The sequence below is a fragment of the Sphingomonas piscis genome, from assembly GCF_011300455.1.
GTDB classification, from domain to species: domain Bacteria; phylum Pseudomonadota; class Alphaproteobacteria; order Sphingomonadales; family Sphingomonadaceae; genus Sphingomicrobium; species Sphingomicrobium piscis.
In genome coordinates, this window is the sequence record NZ_CP049869.1 from 1,842,754 (window position 1) to 1,858,404 (window position 15,651).

At 63.6% G+C, this 15,651-nt stretch carries 20 protein-coding genes; 8 read left to right on the forward strand and 12 right to left on the reverse strand.

Annotated elements, in window-relative coordinates:
- Positions 1-768, reverse strand: a complete 768-nt coding sequence (locus G7077_RS09315) for a sulfite exporter TauE/SafE family protein (RefSeq protein WP_166412426.1) — start codon at positions 766-768, stop codon at positions 1-3.
- Between the two features lie 159 nt (positions 769-927).
- On the opposite strand from G7077_RS09315, the gene epsC reads away from it, so the two are divergent.
- On the forward strand, positions 928-1,614 hold the full coding sequence (epsC, locus tag G7077_RS09320) for a serine O-acetyltransferase EpsC (protein ID WP_166411454.1): 687 nt from the start codon (positions 928-930) through the stop codon (positions 1,612-1,614).
- Complete coding sequence (locus G7077_RS09325) at positions 1,611-1,955, forward strand: DUF2794 domain-containing protein (protein ID WP_166411455.1); 345 nt, start codon at positions 1,611-1,613, stop codon at positions 1,953-1,955. Before epsC ends, G7077_RS09325 begins: the two co-directional genes overlap by 4 nt.
- On the opposite strand, the gene G7077_RS09330 is transcribed toward G7077_RS09325, so the two are convergent.
- Together G7077_RS09330 and G7077_RS09335 are read right to left on the reverse strand one after the other, a co-directional pair.
- Positions 1,933-3,075, reverse strand: a complete 1,143-nt coding sequence (locus tag G7077_RS09330; protein WP_166411456.1) for a hypothetical protein — start codon at positions 3,073-3,075, stop codon at positions 1,933-1,935. The genes G7077_RS09325 and G7077_RS09330 overlap by 23 nt on opposite strands.
- A gap of 122 nt (positions 3,076-3,197) precedes the next feature.
- The gene (locus G7077_RS09335) at positions 3,198-3,497 is read right to left on the reverse strand and encodes a glycine zipper 2TM domain-containing protein (RefSeq protein WP_166411457.1); all 300 of its coding nucleotides are present in this window, start codon (positions 3,495-3,497) and stop codon (positions 3,198-3,200) included.
- A 216-nt stretch (positions 3,498-3,713) separates the two neighbouring features.
- Between G7077_RS09335 and G7077_RS09340 the strand changes: the two genes are divergently transcribed.
- Entirely contained in the window at positions 3,714-4,139 is a 426-nt protein-coding gene (locus G7077_RS09340) for a hypothetical protein (RefSeq protein WP_166411458.1), read from the forward strand.
- Here G7077_RS09340 and rsmD read toward each other — a convergent pair.
- Both rsmD and G7077_RS09350 read right to left on the reverse strand, forming a co-directional pair.
- Entirely contained in the window at positions 4,111-4,656 is a 546-nt protein-coding gene (gene rsmD / locus G7077_RS09345) for a 16S rRNA (guanine(966)-N(2))-methyltransferase RsmD (protein WP_166411459.1), read from the reverse strand. The genes G7077_RS09340 and rsmD overlap by 29 nt on opposite strands.
- Positions 4,653-5,414: a pseudouridine synthase gene (locus G7077_RS09350; protein WP_166411460.1), complete on the reverse strand. Its 762-nt coding sequence runs from the start codon at positions 5,412-5,414 to the stop codon at positions 4,653-4,655. The genes rsmD and G7077_RS09350 overlap by 4 nt, the downstream gene beginning before the upstream one ends.
- Positions 5,415-5,488: 74 nt before the next feature.
- On the opposite strand from G7077_RS09350, the gene G7077_RS09355 reads away from it, so the two are divergent.
- Positions 5,489-5,929, forward strand: coding sequence for a response regulator (locus G7077_RS09355; RefSeq protein ID WP_166411461.1), 441 nt, complete (start codon positions 5,489-5,491; stop codon positions 5,927-5,929).
- Positions 5,930-5,995: 66 nt separating this feature from the next.
- A complete protein-coding gene (locus G7077_RS09360) occupies positions 5,996-7,378 on the forward strand; it encodes an AmpG family muropeptide MFS transporter (protein ID WP_166411462.1) in 1,383 nt (460 codons plus the stop codon).
- Here the strand turns inward: G7077_RS09360 and G7077_RS09365 are convergent.
- Genes G7077_RS09365 through G7077_RS09380 form a run of 4 tightly spaced genes read right to left on the reverse strand, consistent with a single transcriptional unit; the run spans position 7,356 to position 10,507 of the window.
- Entirely contained in the window at positions 7,356-8,651 is a 1,296-nt protein-coding gene (locus G7077_RS09365) for a bifunctional folylpolyglutamate synthase/dihydrofolate synthase (protein WP_166411463.1), read from the reverse strand. The two genes, G7077_RS09360 and G7077_RS09365, sit on opposite strands and share 23 nt — an antisense overlap.
- Entirely contained in the window at positions 8,651-9,505 is an 855-nt protein-coding gene (accD, locus tag G7077_RS09370; protein WP_166411464.1) for an acetyl-CoA carboxylase, carboxyltransferase subunit beta, read from the reverse strand. The genes G7077_RS09365 and accD overlap by 1 nt, the downstream gene beginning before the upstream one ends.
- A gap of 7 nt (positions 9,506-9,512) precedes the next feature.
- The gene (gene pyrF, locus G7077_RS09375) at positions 9,513-10,205 is read right to left on the reverse strand and encodes an orotidine-5'-phosphate decarboxylase (RefSeq protein ID WP_166411465.1); all 693 of its coding nucleotides are present in this window, start codon (positions 10,203-10,205) and stop codon (positions 9,513-9,515) included.
- Positions 10,202-10,507, reverse strand: coding sequence for a hypothetical protein (locus G7077_RS09380; protein WP_166411466.1), 306 nt, complete (start codon positions 10,505-10,507; stop codon positions 10,202-10,204). Before G7077_RS09380 ends, pyrF begins: the two co-directional genes overlap by 4 nt.
- Positions 10,508-10,668: 161 nt before the next feature.
- Here G7077_RS09380 and G7077_RS09385 point away from each other — a divergent pair, with 161 nt between their 5' ends.
- Positions 10,669-11,988, forward strand: a complete 1,320-nt coding sequence (locus tag G7077_RS09385) for a serine hydrolase domain-containing protein (protein ID WP_166411467.1) — start codon at positions 10,669-10,671, stop codon at positions 11,986-11,988.
- Here G7077_RS09385 and G7077_RS09390 read toward each other — a convergent pair.
- Positions 11,985-12,236, reverse strand: coding sequence for a hypothetical protein (locus G7077_RS09390; protein ID WP_166411468.1), 252 nt, complete (start codon positions 12,234-12,236; stop codon positions 11,985-11,987). The two genes, G7077_RS09385 and G7077_RS09390, sit on opposite strands and share 4 nt — an antisense overlap.
- 59 nt (positions 12,237-12,295) lie before the next feature.
- Here G7077_RS09390 and G7077_RS09395 point away from each other — a divergent pair, with 59 nt between their 5' ends.
- Positions 12,296-12,808 carry a hemerythrin domain-containing protein gene (locus G7077_RS09395; protein WP_166411469.1) on the forward strand — a complete coding sequence of 171 codons (513 nt, stop codon included), beginning with the start codon at positions 12,296-12,298 and terminating at the stop codon, positions 12,806-12,808.
- Between the two features lie 208 nt (positions 12,809-13,016).
- A complete protein-coding gene (locus G7077_RS09400) occupies positions 13,017-13,202 on the forward strand; it encodes a hypothetical protein (RefSeq protein ID WP_166411470.1) in 186 nt (61 codons plus the stop codon).
- On the opposite strand, the gene G7077_RS09405 is transcribed toward G7077_RS09400, so the two are convergent.
- On the reverse strand, positions 13,196-14,500 hold the full coding sequence (locus G7077_RS09405) for a L,D-transpeptidase family protein (RefSeq protein ID WP_166411471.1): 1,305 nt from the start codon (positions 14,498-14,500) through the stop codon (positions 13,196-13,198). The genes G7077_RS09400 and G7077_RS09405 overlap by 7 nt on opposite strands.
- A 104-nt stretch (positions 14,501-14,604) precedes the next feature.
- Complete coding sequence (locus G7077_RS09410) at positions 14,605-15,612, reverse strand: sulfotransferase family protein (RefSeq protein ID WP_166411472.1); 1,008 nt, start codon at positions 15,610-15,612, stop codon at positions 14,605-14,607.
- Positions 15,613-15,651: the final 39 nt, after the last annotated feature.

Below are 15,651 nucleotides of genomic sequence, written 5' to 3' on the forward strand. Positions count from 1 at the left end.
TTAAGTGAACAGCGCCCGGTACAATCCGTAGAGGCTGGTCAGGGTGACCAAGCCGCCGACGAATGTCAGCAACACGTCCGGGTTCACGCGCTTGGCAATCATCGCGCCGAATGGCGCCGCGAACACGCCGCCGATCAAGAGCCCGACGGTCGCAGTCGTAAAAGCTTCCCAGCCGAGCGCCAGCAGGAAGGTGGCGGAAATCGTCACCGTCAGGAAAAATTCGGCCGTATTCACGGTGCCGATCGTCTTCCGGGGATTGCTGCCCTGGACAAGAAGGTTGGAGGTGACGATTGCGCCCCAGCCACCACCGCCCGCCGCATCGAGAAATCCGCCGACGAGCCCAAGCGGGGCAACAACCTTTGGGCTGCGCTCTGTGTGACGGTGCATGACGCCGCGATAAAAGAGGTAAAGTCCGAGGGCGGTCAGGTAAGCGAGCACGAACGGCTTGGCGATGCCTGCATCCACCGTGGTCAGAACGTAAGCGCCAAGAACGCCGCCGATGACGCCGGGAACGACAATCCGGCCGAATAGCTTCCAGTCCACATTGCGGTGCGCGACGTGGCTGATGGCCGATACGGCGGTTGTGAACGTTTCCGCCGTATGCACGCCGGCCGAAGCCTGGCGAGGCGGCACCCCCATGCTCAGCAGAAGAGTGCTCGAAATCTGCCCGTACGCCATGCCCAAGGCGCCATCGACCATCTGCGCGGCGAAACCGATCAGGACGAACAGCAGCAGCTGGTTCGGGTCAGCGAAGACGGTCTGGATGATGGAATCGAAAATGGGGCTTTTTCCCTCGGCCGGGCGCGCGCCCTTTGCCCAACGGCGGGGTTATTCGCAAGTGGCGGGATCCCAAAACCAGCCCCGGCGTCTGGCAATCGTGCGGCAGGCGTCCTAAATCATCGCCGTTTGTTCAGGGGAATTCGTCAGGTGGCGTCCGGCTTTCTTTCCTATCTCGACTCGGTCAAGTCGCGGGATCCCGCCGCTCATTCACGGTGGGACGTCGCCTTCTATCCTGGCGTTTGGGCACTTGGGCTCCACAAGGTCGCCCACTGGCTTTACGTCGGGAAGCTCTTCTTCCTTGCGCGGCTTGTGAACCATATTTCGCGGTTCGTGACGGCGATCGACATCCATCCGGGTGCGAAGATCGGCCGCAACTTCTTCATCGATCATGGCTTCACCGTCATCGGTGAAACTGCCGAGATCGGCGACAATGTCACCATTTATCAGTGCGTGACGCTGGGCGGCACCAACCCGACGACGGGGGTCGCGGGCAAGCGCCATCCGACGTTGCGCGACGGGGTGGTGGTCGGATCGGGCGCTCAGGTGCTTGGGCCGATCGATGTCGGCGAGGGCGCCAAGATCGGTGCCAACAGCGTGGTCACCCGCGACGTCGCGCCGGGTGCGACGGTGGTCGGAATTCCGGCCAAGGCAGTGCCGGTCGACTCCGTTCATTACAGCGCGGGTTTCGTCCCCTACGGCACGCCGTGCGGCGAGGATGTCGACCCTGCCCGCGTGCGCGTTGCCGAGCTGGAGCGTGAACTCGACGACCTTCGCAAGGATGTCGAGATGCTGAAGGCGCAGCGCCAGCCCGCGCCCAAGGTGAAAAGCGCTTGAGCGTCATCACCCCGTTCCCATCGCCGCGCGACCGCCAGAGCGTCACGACGTTCGACCGCAAGGAACTCACCCGGATCCTTGATCTCTATGGGCGAATGGTCGCTGCCGGTCACTGGCGCGATTATGCAATGGGTTGGGACAAGGATGTCGCGGTTTTTTCCGCTTTCCGGCGTACTGCCGAGCGTCCCGAGATCCGCATCGAAAAACGTCCCGCGCTTCGGCTGAAGCAGGGGGCGTTTGCATTGATCGGCGAGCATGGAATGACGCTCAAGCGGGGCCATGACCTTGGTGCGGTCCTGGCCCCGATCGAGCGCCGCCTCATGCGGCTGGTTGAGGAATAGGCGCCGCTCGGTCCAATACCGGGAGCCGAAGCCGAAGGCTTTGTGGCAGCGGCGACACGATCGCTGAACGAGCCTGATGCCAGAAGGCCGATAGCGACAGCAGGGCCGAGCCGATCACCAGTGCGGTCAACGCGACGTTGAGCTCGACGGCGCCGAATTCGCGGAACAACGATTGAAGCGCGAACAGGACGTAGGCGAGCGCCGACACCAGCAGCGCACGGCGGTCGATCGCCAGCGCGGTGATGCCCAGCGCAACATAAAGCGCGATGACGACGACGCCTTCGGCAATGCTGGCGCTGCCGTCGTTGAGGCCCAGCAGGCTGAACACCGGGTGGACGATCATCGGCGCCGCCAACAGGTGGAGCCAGAAGGCCACGTCCGATCGGCGGGTGGTGCGGGTCCGGTCGGATCCGTCCCACCTCATCGCGAACAGGAAGACGGCGATGCCAAGCACCAAGACGAAGCCAAGCGCGACGTCCCGGGTGTACGAAGTGTCGCCGATTGCAGCGAATAGCAGGGCGAGAGCGATCCCCGACGCCGCCGCGGCGCCAGCGGCAACCGTTACGGGGACGCGGAAGGTGCGCCAGTGAAACCATGCGGCGGCGGCACTGACGGCAAAGGCAATGCTGCCGAGAATGGCGACCATGACCTTGCCGGCGTCGCTGTTGCTGTCGCCATATCGTTGGGCAAGTTCCTGTTCGCCCATGCTGAACATGATCTGCGCTTCGACCAGTGCAACGGTCGCGAACACGGCGCCGACGAAGGCGAAGACCAGCAGAATCGATGGCAACGCCATGCGCCGCCTGGCGGTGAAGAATAATGCCAGGGCCCAAGCCGTTCCGGCGATCGCCAGCGGGCCAAGGAAGCTCGGTCCCCCACGGTCGACGACGATGCCGGTGGACTGTCCGATCGACTGGCCGATCCAGCCGACCGCGACCAGCAGAATGGCCGCTGCGATGGACACGAAGATGTCGTTGAAGCCGGTGAGGAGCCGGAAATTCTCCTCGTCGGGGACGCTGGTGGAGCGCTGCCCTTCCACGAATGTGCGAAGCGCGTCGGCCGAGGAAGCGCTGATCGCCCCCGCCGCGACCGCTTCGTCGATCTCGTTCTGACTGTACATGATGTACGCCTCCCTGTTGAACCCGGAAGGCTAAGCCTACTGTATTATTGTGTCAATACAGTGGATCGGTAGGGGTGACCGGCGCCGGGTGAAACCGGCGCCGGTCGAGGGGACTGGTGGTCTTAGCGGCAGCGGACGCGGCGGCTGCGGTCGATATGGCGGCCAGCAAGCGCGCCGACCGCGGCGCCGAGGATGGTGCCAGTCGCTCGTTCGCCGTGCGTGTCGACGGCACGGCCGATGAGCGCACCGCCCGCCGCCCCGACGATCAAGCCGGTCGTGCCGTTGGGACGACGGCAGCGAATCCGGCCTTGGGAATCCCGCCAGGTTTTGCCCTGATAATAGCCTTGCGCGAACGCCGGCGTCGGAAGGGCAACGGGCGCCGCCATCGACGTCGCGGCCAGTGCCAGCATGATCTTGCGCATCAGTATCTCCTGTTTCTGTTATGCGTTTGACGTGAGTAACGCCCGCTTGGTGGAGGCTGTTGCATGAACATTCGGCAACGCGATCGTCAGGGTTAACGCTGATCGTTCCGTTAACGACGAACCGTTGATCTCTGCTTGGCGGACCGAGTCCATTTACCATCAGGGATACGGCAGCCACCGCGAGAGTTAAGGTGTCAAACCTTCAAGGAGACGAACATGGCCAAGAGCGCGAGCAAGGCGACCGGCGCCGGATCACGCAAGGCGTCGGACAAGACGACCAAGAGCGATGCAAGCAGCAAGACTCCCAGGAGCGCGCCGCGTAAGGATGTCGCGGTGCGTGCGTCCGGGCAGGGCGGCGACCAGTCGCGACAGGGTGCTGCGGAAGGTGCCGCAGATATGTTCCTGAAGCTGCTCCAAAGCCCGATCGTTGCCGACCTGCTGGCCGTTGCCGCGACGGCCGCGCTTGCATCGCTCGCGGAACATGGTTTCAACCGCGGCGGAGCGAACGGCAACAACAAGCGTGCCGGCAAGGCCGTCAAGGAAGCCGGCAAAGCGGCCGCAGCGGCAATCGGCCGCCGTCTCGCCACGGAAGTGGAGGAGATCCGAAAGGCAGCTAAGCCGAAGGCCGACGCAGAAGCGTAATGCGGGCGGGACCGATGTCCCGTTCCACCTCTACCTCCAAGCCGCCCGCGCTCACCGACTGACCGCGGGCGGTCTCGATGGAACACCAGCCGCCGGCGGCCAACCAGCCGGCGGCGGCGATGGCGCTGAGCGCCGCGGTACCCGCGCCGGGGCCGTAAGGCGGATCTGCGAACAATATGTCGAACGGCTCAGCGCGTGGAAGCGACAGCGCGGAGCCGGCGATCGTCTGGATGCGACTGTCAGCGCCGAGCGTAGCCGCATTCTCGCGAATGGCCTTGAGTGCCGCCGGGTCCTTTTCCACGAACGTGGCCGACGCGGCGCCGCGTGACAGTGCCTCGAGCCCGAGCGCGCCGCTGCCGGCAAAGAGGTCGGCGACCCGCAGGTCTTCGAAGGTGCCGAGCCGGCTCGTCAACATGGAGAACAGCGTCTCGCGGACGCGATCGGCGGTTGGGCGCGTCGCCGCACCGGCGGGCGCCCGCAGCGGGCGGCCTCGCCATTCGCCGGCGATAATCCTCACTTCAGGGTTGCGCGGAACTGCTCCAGCGCTTGGCGATCAATCTCCCGCACCTCGCCGGGCTGCATGTCCTCGAGCGCGAACGGCCCGTAGGAGATGCGGATCAGGCGGGACACCTGCATGCCGAGATATTCGAGGACGCGGCGCACCTCGCGGTTCTTGCCTTCGGTGAGGCTCATCTCAATCCAGCAATTGCGGCCGGTGCGGCGTTCCATGTTGGCGTCGATCGAGCCGTAGCGCATGCCTTCGATCTCGACCCCCTCGGACAAAGCCTCGAGCTGTTCCTGGGTGACGTCACCGAAGGCACGCGCGCGATAGGTCCGGACGACTCCCGTGCGCGGGAGTTCCAGCTGCCGCTTCAACTCGCCGTCGTTGGTCATCAACAGCAGGCCCTCGGTCATGTAATCGAGCCGGCCGACGGGGATCAGCCGCGGCAATCCGGCGGGCAAGCGGTCGTAGATGGTGGCGCGGCCTTTGGGATCGCGCTCCGCGGTCAGGGTCGATGGCGGCTTGTAAAAGGCATAGAGTCGGGCGGCCGCGGGAGGGCGGACCGGCTTGCCGTCGACGGTCACGTCCGACAGGTCGGTCAGCAATGTCGCGGGCGTGGTCAGCTTCTCGCCTTTGAGTGCGATGCGGCCCTCGGCGATCATCCGCTCCACGTCGCGTCGGGAGGCGACGCCGGCGCGGGCGAGCAATTTGGCGATGCGCTGCGGCCCGCTGTCCTGCGCCTGCTGGGCACGCGCTTCAGCCCGACGCGCCATTCTGTTACGGGGCGGCACCGGTTCGGACTTCGTTCGTTGCGGGGACAAGGGTTTCTCGTTTCAATGGAGCGCGAATGCTGTTCGGCAAGCCGAAGCGTAAGGTCAAGCGTATCCTCATCGTCGAGGATGAGCCGCTGACGGCATTCGACAACGAAACCACGCTGAAAGACGACGGCTACGAGGTCGTGGAGACGCTGGACGGCTTCGACGAGGCCTTGAAGGCGATCGAGCGGGAGCCTGTCGACCTGATCTTGAGCGACGTCCGCCTTCGCAGCCAGCAGACCGGCATCGATCTCGCGCGCGCCGCCAAGGAGCGCGGCATTCCCACCCTCTTCGCCACAGGCCAGGCCTACCCGCATGCCCGCGAGGTTGCGATCGGTTGCCTGATGAAGCCTTATAGCGAGAAGCAGTTGAAGGCGGCCATCGAAAGCGTCGACCGGCTGCTGCAGGGCGGCAAGGTCAAGGTTCCAAAGGGCCTTCAGCTCTTTCATCCGGAAACCGGCGAGCCGGTCTGACGCCCGCGCGGGCTGTTCCATCCGCGCGCTCCGCTGCTAAGCAGGGGCAAGACTGGAAGGAAGCGGATGGCAACGGAAATTCAGCACGACGAGGTCACCGGCTGGCGCGCATCGCTGCCGGCAGGCATTCGCCCTTATACGGAAGCGGCGCCGATCGCGTCCTTCTTTCTCGGCGTCTCCTCCGGCTTCCCTTATGCGATGATCGGTGCGACGCTGACGACGCGGCTCGCGCAGGACGGGATCACCAAATCAACGGTGACAACCTTCACGCTCGCCTTCCTCGTCTACAATCTGAAGTTCCTTTGGGCTTGGATCGTCGATGGGGTTCGCATTCCCGTGCTTGGACGGTTGGGCCAGCGGGTCTCATGGCTTATCGTTGCCGGATTGCTGGTGATGGCCGCTGTGGCCAATCTGGCGCTTCAGAACCCGTCGCAGGACATTTACCAGACGGCTATCGCAGCCATTCTGGTCGGCGTTGCCGGGGCTACGTTCGACATCGTCATCGACGGCTACCGAATCGAGCTACTGAAGCCGCGTCAGCTCGGCGTCGGCTCGGGCATGTCGCAATATGGATGGCGGATCGGATCGGTGGCAGCCGGTGCGCTGGCGCTGGTGCTTGCGGCGCGGGTCGGTTGGCAAGCGGCGTACCTGGCCTGCGCGGCATTTGCCTTGCCCGCCATGTTAACGGGTCTGGTGATGGGCGAGCCGGAACGTCATCGCGATCCTGTCGAGCGTAAGGGTATCGGCCAGGCGGTCCGCGCGATTTACGGTCCTTTTGCCGAGTTCTTCATGCGCAAGGGCGCGCTGCTCGTCCTCCTTTTCATTCTGCTTCACAAGATTGGCGACACGCTGGGCCAGTTGGTGCTGCGCCTGATGCTTGATGACCTACAGTTCACCAATGACGAAATTGCCATCTGGGACGTAGGCGTGGGCTTCTGGGCTTATCTGATCGGCATTTTCATCGGTGGGTGGCTCTATGCGCAGATCGGGATGAAAAGGTCGGTGCTGATCAGCCTCATCCTGATGGGCGTTTCCAACGCGACATTCGCATTCCTTGCCGCAGCAGGACATTCGAACGTCGGCCTCGCAGCCTGCATCGGGTTCGAGAATATCGCGAGTGGCATTGGCGGCGTTGTGGTCGTGGCGTATTTTTCGGCGCTTACCGACCTTCGCTTCACGGCGTCTCAATATGCGCTGATATCGGCGGCGGCGAGTGTCGTCGGTCGTGTTCTCACGGGGACGACTGCCGGCGCGATGGTAGAATCGATGGGCTACGTAAACTTCTACTGGCTCACCACCGCTGCGGCGCTCCCTGGCATTGTGCTGTTCTGGTGGATGATGCGCACGGGCCTGATTGATCAGTCGATCGGCACCGCGGGGACCAGAGGCAGTGGCGATGCGCGAGCCGATGGCCCGCAGGACGACGTCAGTCCGGCAACTGGCCGTTGAGCTTCAGCGCCTCGCCGGCGAGGTAGAGGGAGCCGAACACCAGCACCGCCGCGTCGGTCGGGGCGGCAGCGATCGCATCTTCCAACGAGGTTGCAACGCTCGCGGCGAAGCCGAGCTCTGTGGCCATCGCGGCAAGTTCTTCAGGGCTGCGGCAATCGTGACCTGTTATCGGCAAGGTGCTCACACTCGGGGCGATGCCGCCGAATGGCTGGAGCACGCCGGCCGCGTCCTTGGACTTCAGGCTGGCGAAGATGAGGTGAAGCCGGCGATCGCGAAACTGGCGCTTGGCCCAACCAGCGACGAGGCGAGCGGCCGAGGGGTTATGACCGCCGTCGATCCATACGTCGCGGCCACGGCTCAACGGTCCATCGGTTAGCTGCTGCAGACGCGCCGGCCAATTCGACCAGCCCATCGCCGCGGTGAGCGCGCTCGGCGGGAAGGAGATACGCTGCTGATGACGAAGAAGGGCGACAGCCAGGGCCGCGTTGAGCGCCTGGTGCCGACCCGGCAGGCGCGGGATCGGCAGGTCCAGTTCGCCCTGCTCGTCCCGATATCGAAGGGTCTTGCGCTCAACGATCGCATCCCATCGGGCGCCGCGCGGGCTCCAGATCGCCCCGACGTCCTCCGCGATCTTTCCGATGCGGCCGCCGATGGCGGGCGGATAGAGCTGCGTCACCAGCGGAACGCCGCGCTTGGCGATCCCCGCTTTCTCCGCCGCGATGTCGGGTAAGCGGTTTCCCAGGAACTGCTGGTGGTCCAGACCCAGGCTCGCGATGCCGGTGATGAGCGGCCGTTCGATCACATTGGTCGCGTCGAGCCTGCCGCCAAGTCCGACTTCGAGGATGCAAGCGTCGGCTTGGGTGCGAGCAAAAGCGAGGAAGGCGGCGGCGGTCGTGACTTCGAAGAAGCTCGGCTCGATCGCTTCGCCGGCGTCCAGCACTTCAGCAAGGAGACTTGCGAGCACTTCATCCCCAATCAGGCTGCCGGTAACGCGAATGCGCTCGTTGAAGCGCACCAGGTGCGGGCTGGTGAAGACGTGGACGCTCTTGCCGGCGGCCTCCAGTGCAGCACGAAGGAAGGCGCAGGTCGAGCCTTTGCCGTTGGTTCCGGCCACGTGAAACACGGGCGGGAGATCGTCCTGAGGACGTCCGAGCTTATCGAGCAGGCGCGTGATCCGGTCGAGGCCGAGCCGGTCGCCGCCTGGGGACAAGAGCGAAAGCCGGTCCAGCTGCTCCTGAACGGCCGGGTGATCCGACCGCGCGAAATCGGCCATTACGCCGCCGCTTTCTCCGGTGCGAGATAGCCGATCAGCTGTGCCAGCCGGTCGCGAAGCTGCGACCGCGGCACAACCATGTCGATCATTCCGTGCTCAAGTAGATATTCGGCGCGCTGAAAGCCTTCGGGCAGCTTCTCGCGGATAGTCTGCTCGATCACGCGCTGGCCCGCAAAACCGATCAGCGCGCCCGGCTCTGCAAGCTGAACGTCGCCGAGCATCGCGTAGGAGGCGGTGACGCCACCTGTGGTCGGATCGGTCAGAACGACGATGTAGGGGAGGCCCGCTTCGCGTAGTTCTGCAAGCGCAACGGTAGTACGCGGCATTTGCATCAGCGACAGAATGCCTTCCTGCATCCGCGCGCCTCCGGCAGCGGTGAACAGGATGTAGGGACAGGCGTCGGTAATTGCGGCGCGAATGCCGGCGACGATTGCGGCGCCGACACCGATGCCCATCGACCCGCCCATGAAGGCGAAGTCCTGAACTCCGACAATGGCCTTCTGACCTTCGATCAGCCCGCGTGCATTCTGAAGCGCGTCCCGCTCATGCGTTGCCGCTCGCGCGGCCTTAATGCGGTCGGTGTAGCGCTTGGTATCTTTGAACCTCAGCGGGTCTTCGCGAACTTCCGGCGCCGGCAGGACCTCATGCTTGCCACCGTCGAACAGGTAAGCGAAGCGGTCCACAGGGCCGATGCGGTCGTGATGCTCGCAGCGCGGGCAGACCTTCAGATTGTCTTCCCATTCCTTGGTGAAGATCATCGTGCCGCACTTGCCGCACTTGTGCCAAAGATTGTCGGCCGTCTGCCGCTTGGGCAGGAACGGGATGCCGTTTCGGACTCGGCTCAGCCAGCTCATGGTTGCTTCAAACCTCGATCGGTTGCGGGCGAAGGCTGTCCGCGATGGTGCGGGCGGCTTCGGCGGGATTGGGTGCGTCGGTGATCGGGCGCCCGATTACCAGCATGGAGGCGCCATCTTCAAGCGCGCGGGCGGGCGTGACGACGCGCTTCTGATCGCTAGCACCGCTGCCTTCCGGCCGAACGCCTGGCACGACGAAGTAGCCGTCGGGCCAGGCCGCCCGCGCTGCAGCCACTTCGGCCCCTGAGCAGACGATGCCGTCGACACCGGATGCGCGGGCTAAATCGGCAAGGCGGCGCACCTGTTCGGCCGGACTGCCGGTCACCCCGGCATCGGCAAGGTCGCCTTCGTCGAGACTGGTGAGAACGGTAACAGCCACGATCTTGGTGTTTGCGGCGGCAGCACGCTTCGCAGCTTCCAGCATTGTGCGTCCGCCGGCCGCGTGCACGGTGAGAACTGCCGGCGCGATCGGCGCCAATGCAGCGACGGCTTTGGCTACCGTGTTGGGAATGTCGTGAAGCTTGAGGTCGAGGAAGATCGGCAGGCCGAGGGCCGTCATCGTCGCAACGCCAGCAGGTCCATGCGCACAGAAAAATTCAAGGCCGAGCTTCAGGCCGCCGGCGCTGCGCTTGACGGCCTCCGCAATTGCCATTGCCTGGCCGTGGTCGGCCGTGTCGATGGCGACGAAGATCGGGTTCATGCCGTTGGTATCTCACGGGCTGGTTCGACGGTGGGCGCGGCAGTCGAAGGCGAAGGAGCGACCGGCGTGTAACTGCGCTCATGTGCTTCGAGACGGCGGCGAAGCGACCAGATGCGGCCACGCAGGATGAGGAAGGTCGGGAGAAAGCCACTCAGTCCGGCAAGCAGCAGCAGCAGGGGCAGCTTGATGTCCGCGCGAAGATCGCTCCACAGGCTAAGCGTCACGTCGAACCAGTTATTCGATGAAAAGGCGTAGATCAGGACCGCGACCAGCACCCAGAACAATGTCTTCAAGAATTGCATCGATCGGCTCCTGCGCGGCCTTTAAGCCCTAGTGGCCGGGAACGCCAGCTTGGCAGGCGTTCGTCGCACGTCAGAATCGCTTCGCCGCAGGCGCAGAGGAGGGCTGTTGAGCCCTCCTGCGGCGGTCGCCACAGCAGTTCGAGCGGGGCGGGGAGACAGGTTTGAAACGAGGTCACACGATCGGGCTCGGAGCCGTCGCGCTTGCCGTGGCGGGTACGGTTGTCGCGATGAAGTCCGAGCCTGCCGCGAAGGCGGACCACCCCGTTCAGCTCAGCCAGGCCAAGGTCGAACTCGCCAAGGTGGATTCGGGCGCCCGCCAACGGTTGAATTATCAAGCGCTGGACAGCCGCTTCAAGCAACTGATGAGCGAGCCTTCGATGGTCGGCATGGCGGTCGGCGTGGTCGAGAACGGCCGAATCACCTTCCTGTCGGGCTATGGCGAAACGCTCGCCAAGTCGGGCGAACAGGTCACGCCCGAGACCGTCTTCCGCTGGGCGTCGGTATCGAAGGGCGTTGCCGCCACAATGGTGGCCAAGCTCGCCGAACAAGGGAAGGTCAGCTTTTCGGCACCGGTCGCCAATTATTCGGCGACGCTGAAGTTGCCGGGCGGTACCGAACGCTATGCGACCGTCGGCGACCTGATGTCGCACCGGCTGGGCCTTTACCGCAACGCCTATGACAACAAGTTGGAAGAGGGGCAGGATCCACGCTTCCTTCGTCAGACGCTGGCGCAGCTGAATTCCATATGCCCGCCCGGCACCTGCTGGAGCTATCAGAACGTCGCTTATGACGCTTCCACGGAAATCGTCGAACGGCTGACCGGCAAGAGCTACGGCGACGCGCTGCGCGAACAATTGTTCGGGCCGATCGGGATGACGAGTGCAAGCGTCACGCGCGATGGCATCGTTAGCGCGAAGAGCTGGGCACGGCCGCACGCTGCCGGCCGCCGTCCGGTGGATCTGCTCGACACTTACTACAAGGTGCCGGCCGCGGGCGGGGTGAACAGCAACATCAAGGATATGAGCCTGTGGATGATCGCGCAGATGGGCCTCATGCCCGACGTGGTCTCGACGCAGGTGCTGAACACCATCCACGCGCCGCTGGTGAAGACGCCGGGAGAGCGCGGCCGGCTTCGCAAGTTTCTCGAACGTCTCGGCGAAGCGGATTACGGATACGGCTGGCGGAGCTATGATTATGCCGGTCACCGCATCGTCGGCCACCGTGGCGGCGTGAGCGGCTACCGCTCCCTGATCCTGTTCGACCCGCTGCTCAAGAGCGGCGTCGTGGCCTTGTGGAACAGCAATACGAGCCAGCCGGGCGGCCTCGAGTTCGAAGTGATGGACATGCTTTATGGCCTGCCATTCCGCGACTGGCTGGAGCTGGATACCGCAGCGCCCGTGACGCCAGCACCAGAAGAAGAGGGTGCCCCGCAAGGGACAGCCGCGATTGCGGAAGCTCCCCGCGGCAGGCGCGCGGCCTAGCCTCCTGTCTTTTGCATTTTGGCCTGCTGCAACTCCCGCCGTTGCTTCAGGTGGGCAAGGTAACGAAAGCCCATGCCGAGGATAGATGTGGCTATGCCGGCGAGCAGCACCGATTTGTGCCACTGCGGTTCCGAGCGGGTGGGCCAGGCAACGATGCCGAGCAGAATGACGCTGGCGATCGACACCAAATAGCCCGCCGCCTTGAAGTCAAAGCCGGGCCGGTCGACTGTGACAGTTTCATGACGCATGTCCGTAGGAACTAGTAAGGTCTGCGGAGGTTTCCTTGATCGACATCAGGGAGCCCACCATGGCAGAGACGAAGACCTTGGACGCGATCGCGTTGCTGAAGCAGGACCACCGGGAGGTGGAGGATCTGTTCGAGCAGTTCGAAAAGGCGCGGGGCGAAGGCCGCAAGCAGAAGCTGGCGCAGCAGATCTGCCAGGAACTGATCATCCACACCAAAATCGAAGAGGAAATCTTCTACCCGGCCTGCAAGGGTGAGGTGGAGGAGGACGACCTCAAGGAAGCCTATGTCGAGCATGACGGCGCGAAGGTGCTGATCACCGACATCCTCAATGGCGATGGTGAGAGCGACGAATACTTCGATTCCAAGGTGAAGGTGCTTCAGGAAGAAATCGAGCACCACGTCAAGGAAGAGGAGAGCGGCAAGGACAGCATCTTCGGTCAGGTCCGCGGCAGCAAGATCGACTTGGATGCGCTCGGCGAGCAACTCGCGGCCCGCAAGATGGAGCTGAAGGCCGAGTTCGAGGCGAACGGTATCCCCAAGCCGGAACTCACCACCATCAAAGAGTCAGTCTGACGGAGCTGAGACGTGCGGCGAGTCGCTTTGGCTCGCCGCATTTTCCTCTAACCAATGTTATTCTTGCTGCCGCTTAGGCTGCAAATTTCCGCCATATTAGGTCGCTCACGGCGAATTTGGTATAAAAGGACCGAAGGCGCCTATCGAAACCAGGCCGGCACCTTTGACAGCCCACAAGCTGCCGCTTGCACGTGTGGGAATTCGTCAGATGACCTACGAGGACCACCTTTACCACGCCGAGCGCGAGCGTCAGTGCCGCGCTCTCGCCGCTTGCTCAACCGATCCCGAAATTCAGCGACTTCACGCCGAGCTTGCGGAGCTGCACGCGGAGAGAGCGGCAGCTTATACACCGGCGCCCGTCGCTCAGATAAAGGCGTTCAGCGCCGTTCAGTAAGCTGCGGCCACGACCGCGCCGCTAGCCGAGCGGTTGCGGCCATAAACGTCGGGCAGCATCGCCAGCCGTCCATTCTCCGACTGAGCAGTCAGATAGGTGACATAGACTGGAACGCCTTGAGGAAGCGCGATGTGCTGCTCCGGAGCTGAAGCTTGCACGGGGTCGCGGCCGAGCAGCCAGCGACCAAGCCGCTGTGCGTCCTCAAGTCGGATGCAGCCGTTGCTGAGATCGCGGCTCGCCTGGGCGAACAATTCCTTCTTAGGCGTGTCGTGCAGGTAGATGCCCAAGTCGTTCTGAAACGGGAACTTGATCTGGCCCATCGAATTGTCGGCACCGGGCCGCTGCCGCACACGAACCTGCGCCGCGCCGCTCGCTACCGCCTTCCAATCCACGGTCGAGGGATCGATGATCTCGGCGTTTTCGTCGTAGCTCGCAAGAACCTCATAGCGGTGCGATTTGAGGTAGGCGGTCCCGTCCTGAAGCACTCGGGGTGCGATGATCTTACGCGCCAAATCGGTTGGAACGTTCCAATATGGATTGACCGTGGCGTAGTAGATTTGGCTGGCGACCATCGGGGTCTGACTGCTGCTCTTTCCGACGATCACCTTCATGCTGTCGCGGATCTGTCCATCCTCGATCATCAGCAGGCGCGCGCTGGCGGCGTCCACCACCACGTACCGTCCGCTCCTTGGAACGAAGCGGGCATGGTCGAGACTTGCCGCGACCTGTGGATCGAGGCCCGTTCCGTTCGCCTGCATCTCATTCCATGCAGCGTCACGAAGCTGAGCGTAAATCGGGTTCACCGACGCCGTTTTCCGGACGTAGTCGGACAGCGACGCCGCGGCCGCTGCTTCGGTCAACATCGAGCGAGCATCGCGCTGCGCGGGCAGCAACGACGCATCTTCGAACCGCATTCCGGAAGGCGGAGTTCTCAAGATGCGAACATAGCGGACCCAGGCCGATGAAAGCAGACGATCGGCCTCTGTGCGTGCCGTCAGGTCGCCCGCAGAGGCACGCTGAAGCGCCGATTGCACGGCATTGGCCAATTCGGGGCCGGCGGCAAACCCGTCGAGGGGCGCCCGCTGCAATACAGACAATGCTGCATCGATTGCGCCAGGCTGCGACAGCCATAGCGGCTTATCGCCGCGCGCCTGATAAAAGGCCTGGACGCCCGGCTCGAATGCCCCGAAAGCAATAGCGGCAGCGCCCGGCAACACGGATGTGTTGGCCGCAAATGCCGGCGTGCCGCATAAGAGCGCAGCCGCAATAGCGGCGCGCGTCATCATGCGCTTTGTCACTGTGATCTCTTTGTAAAAACTAGGTTTGTCAGCTCAACGCGCTACGACGAACCCAGTTCAATTAAATGCGACGAAGCGCTTGACGTCAGTCGAAAGTTGGGCAGTCAATTCGGCTGCGACCGCCCTAGCCAATGCGAAAGATCCCGCCCGATCAGCGTCGCGAGCCGATCGATGTCGGGCGACAATAAAGCGCGGATCTCCGACCGGACCTCGTCCGACATGCTGGGCGGCGGCGGCGCCGTCTGGTTCAGCGCGATCAGCCGCTTGCGCGCCGACATCAGCCCACGCGCGACGGCGCCGGGCTGCTTCGCGGGACGTTTGGCTACCCGGCGCCGGAACTGTTCGCCCGCAAGCACAGCACGGGTGACCACCGGCGGACGCTTCAGCAATCGTTGCAGCCATCCGAACCGGAACCCGCGGCTCTCCCGGCGTCGCCGCTCTTCCTGGTACACGAAGGGCTTGAGGCCGAGGAATAAGCGAACTTGCTCGAACACTGCATCAGCATCGGCAGCGATGTCGTCGTAAACGACGACCAAGCAGCGCTCGCGGCCGACAGCGTTGAAGAATGCTTCTACATTGGCACCCAGCCGGCCGACTTCGTCATAGCGGAGCAGGCGCGGGTCAAGGCATGAGCGGGGGATCTTCTTGCCTTCCGCGCGAACCTTGGTCAGCCGCCAGGCCTTGTCGAAATCGCGTACATTCTCGTCGCCCTGATACAGCAAGCGCTGATGAATGGACGGCAAGAGCTGCAGGGGGTCGCGGACGGAGATGATGAACTTTGCTTCCGGCCAGATCCTCAGGATCGCGTCCATCTTGTCGGCGGCATAAAGATAGGAGACCGACCCTTCAGCCAGCATGGATGCATTGTCGCGGCATTCGCCGAAGAAGCGATCAAGGTAATCGCGGTCTACCCGCTCGCGAAGCTCGTTGTCTGCGACATCGTGAAAGTCGTTGAGGATGAAGAAATGCGGCTCCTTCGGCTTGGCGAAGCAGACGTCTGGATGGGCCCGGATGTAGCGCGAAATGGCGGTCGTGCCACACCTCGGCGCGCCGACGACAGCAGCAAAGGATGGTAATGTGTCGCCGCTCGGGCCGTCGCGCTGATCGGTCATGGACAAGCCAATGCCGCCATCGCCAAGGGGATTCAAGCG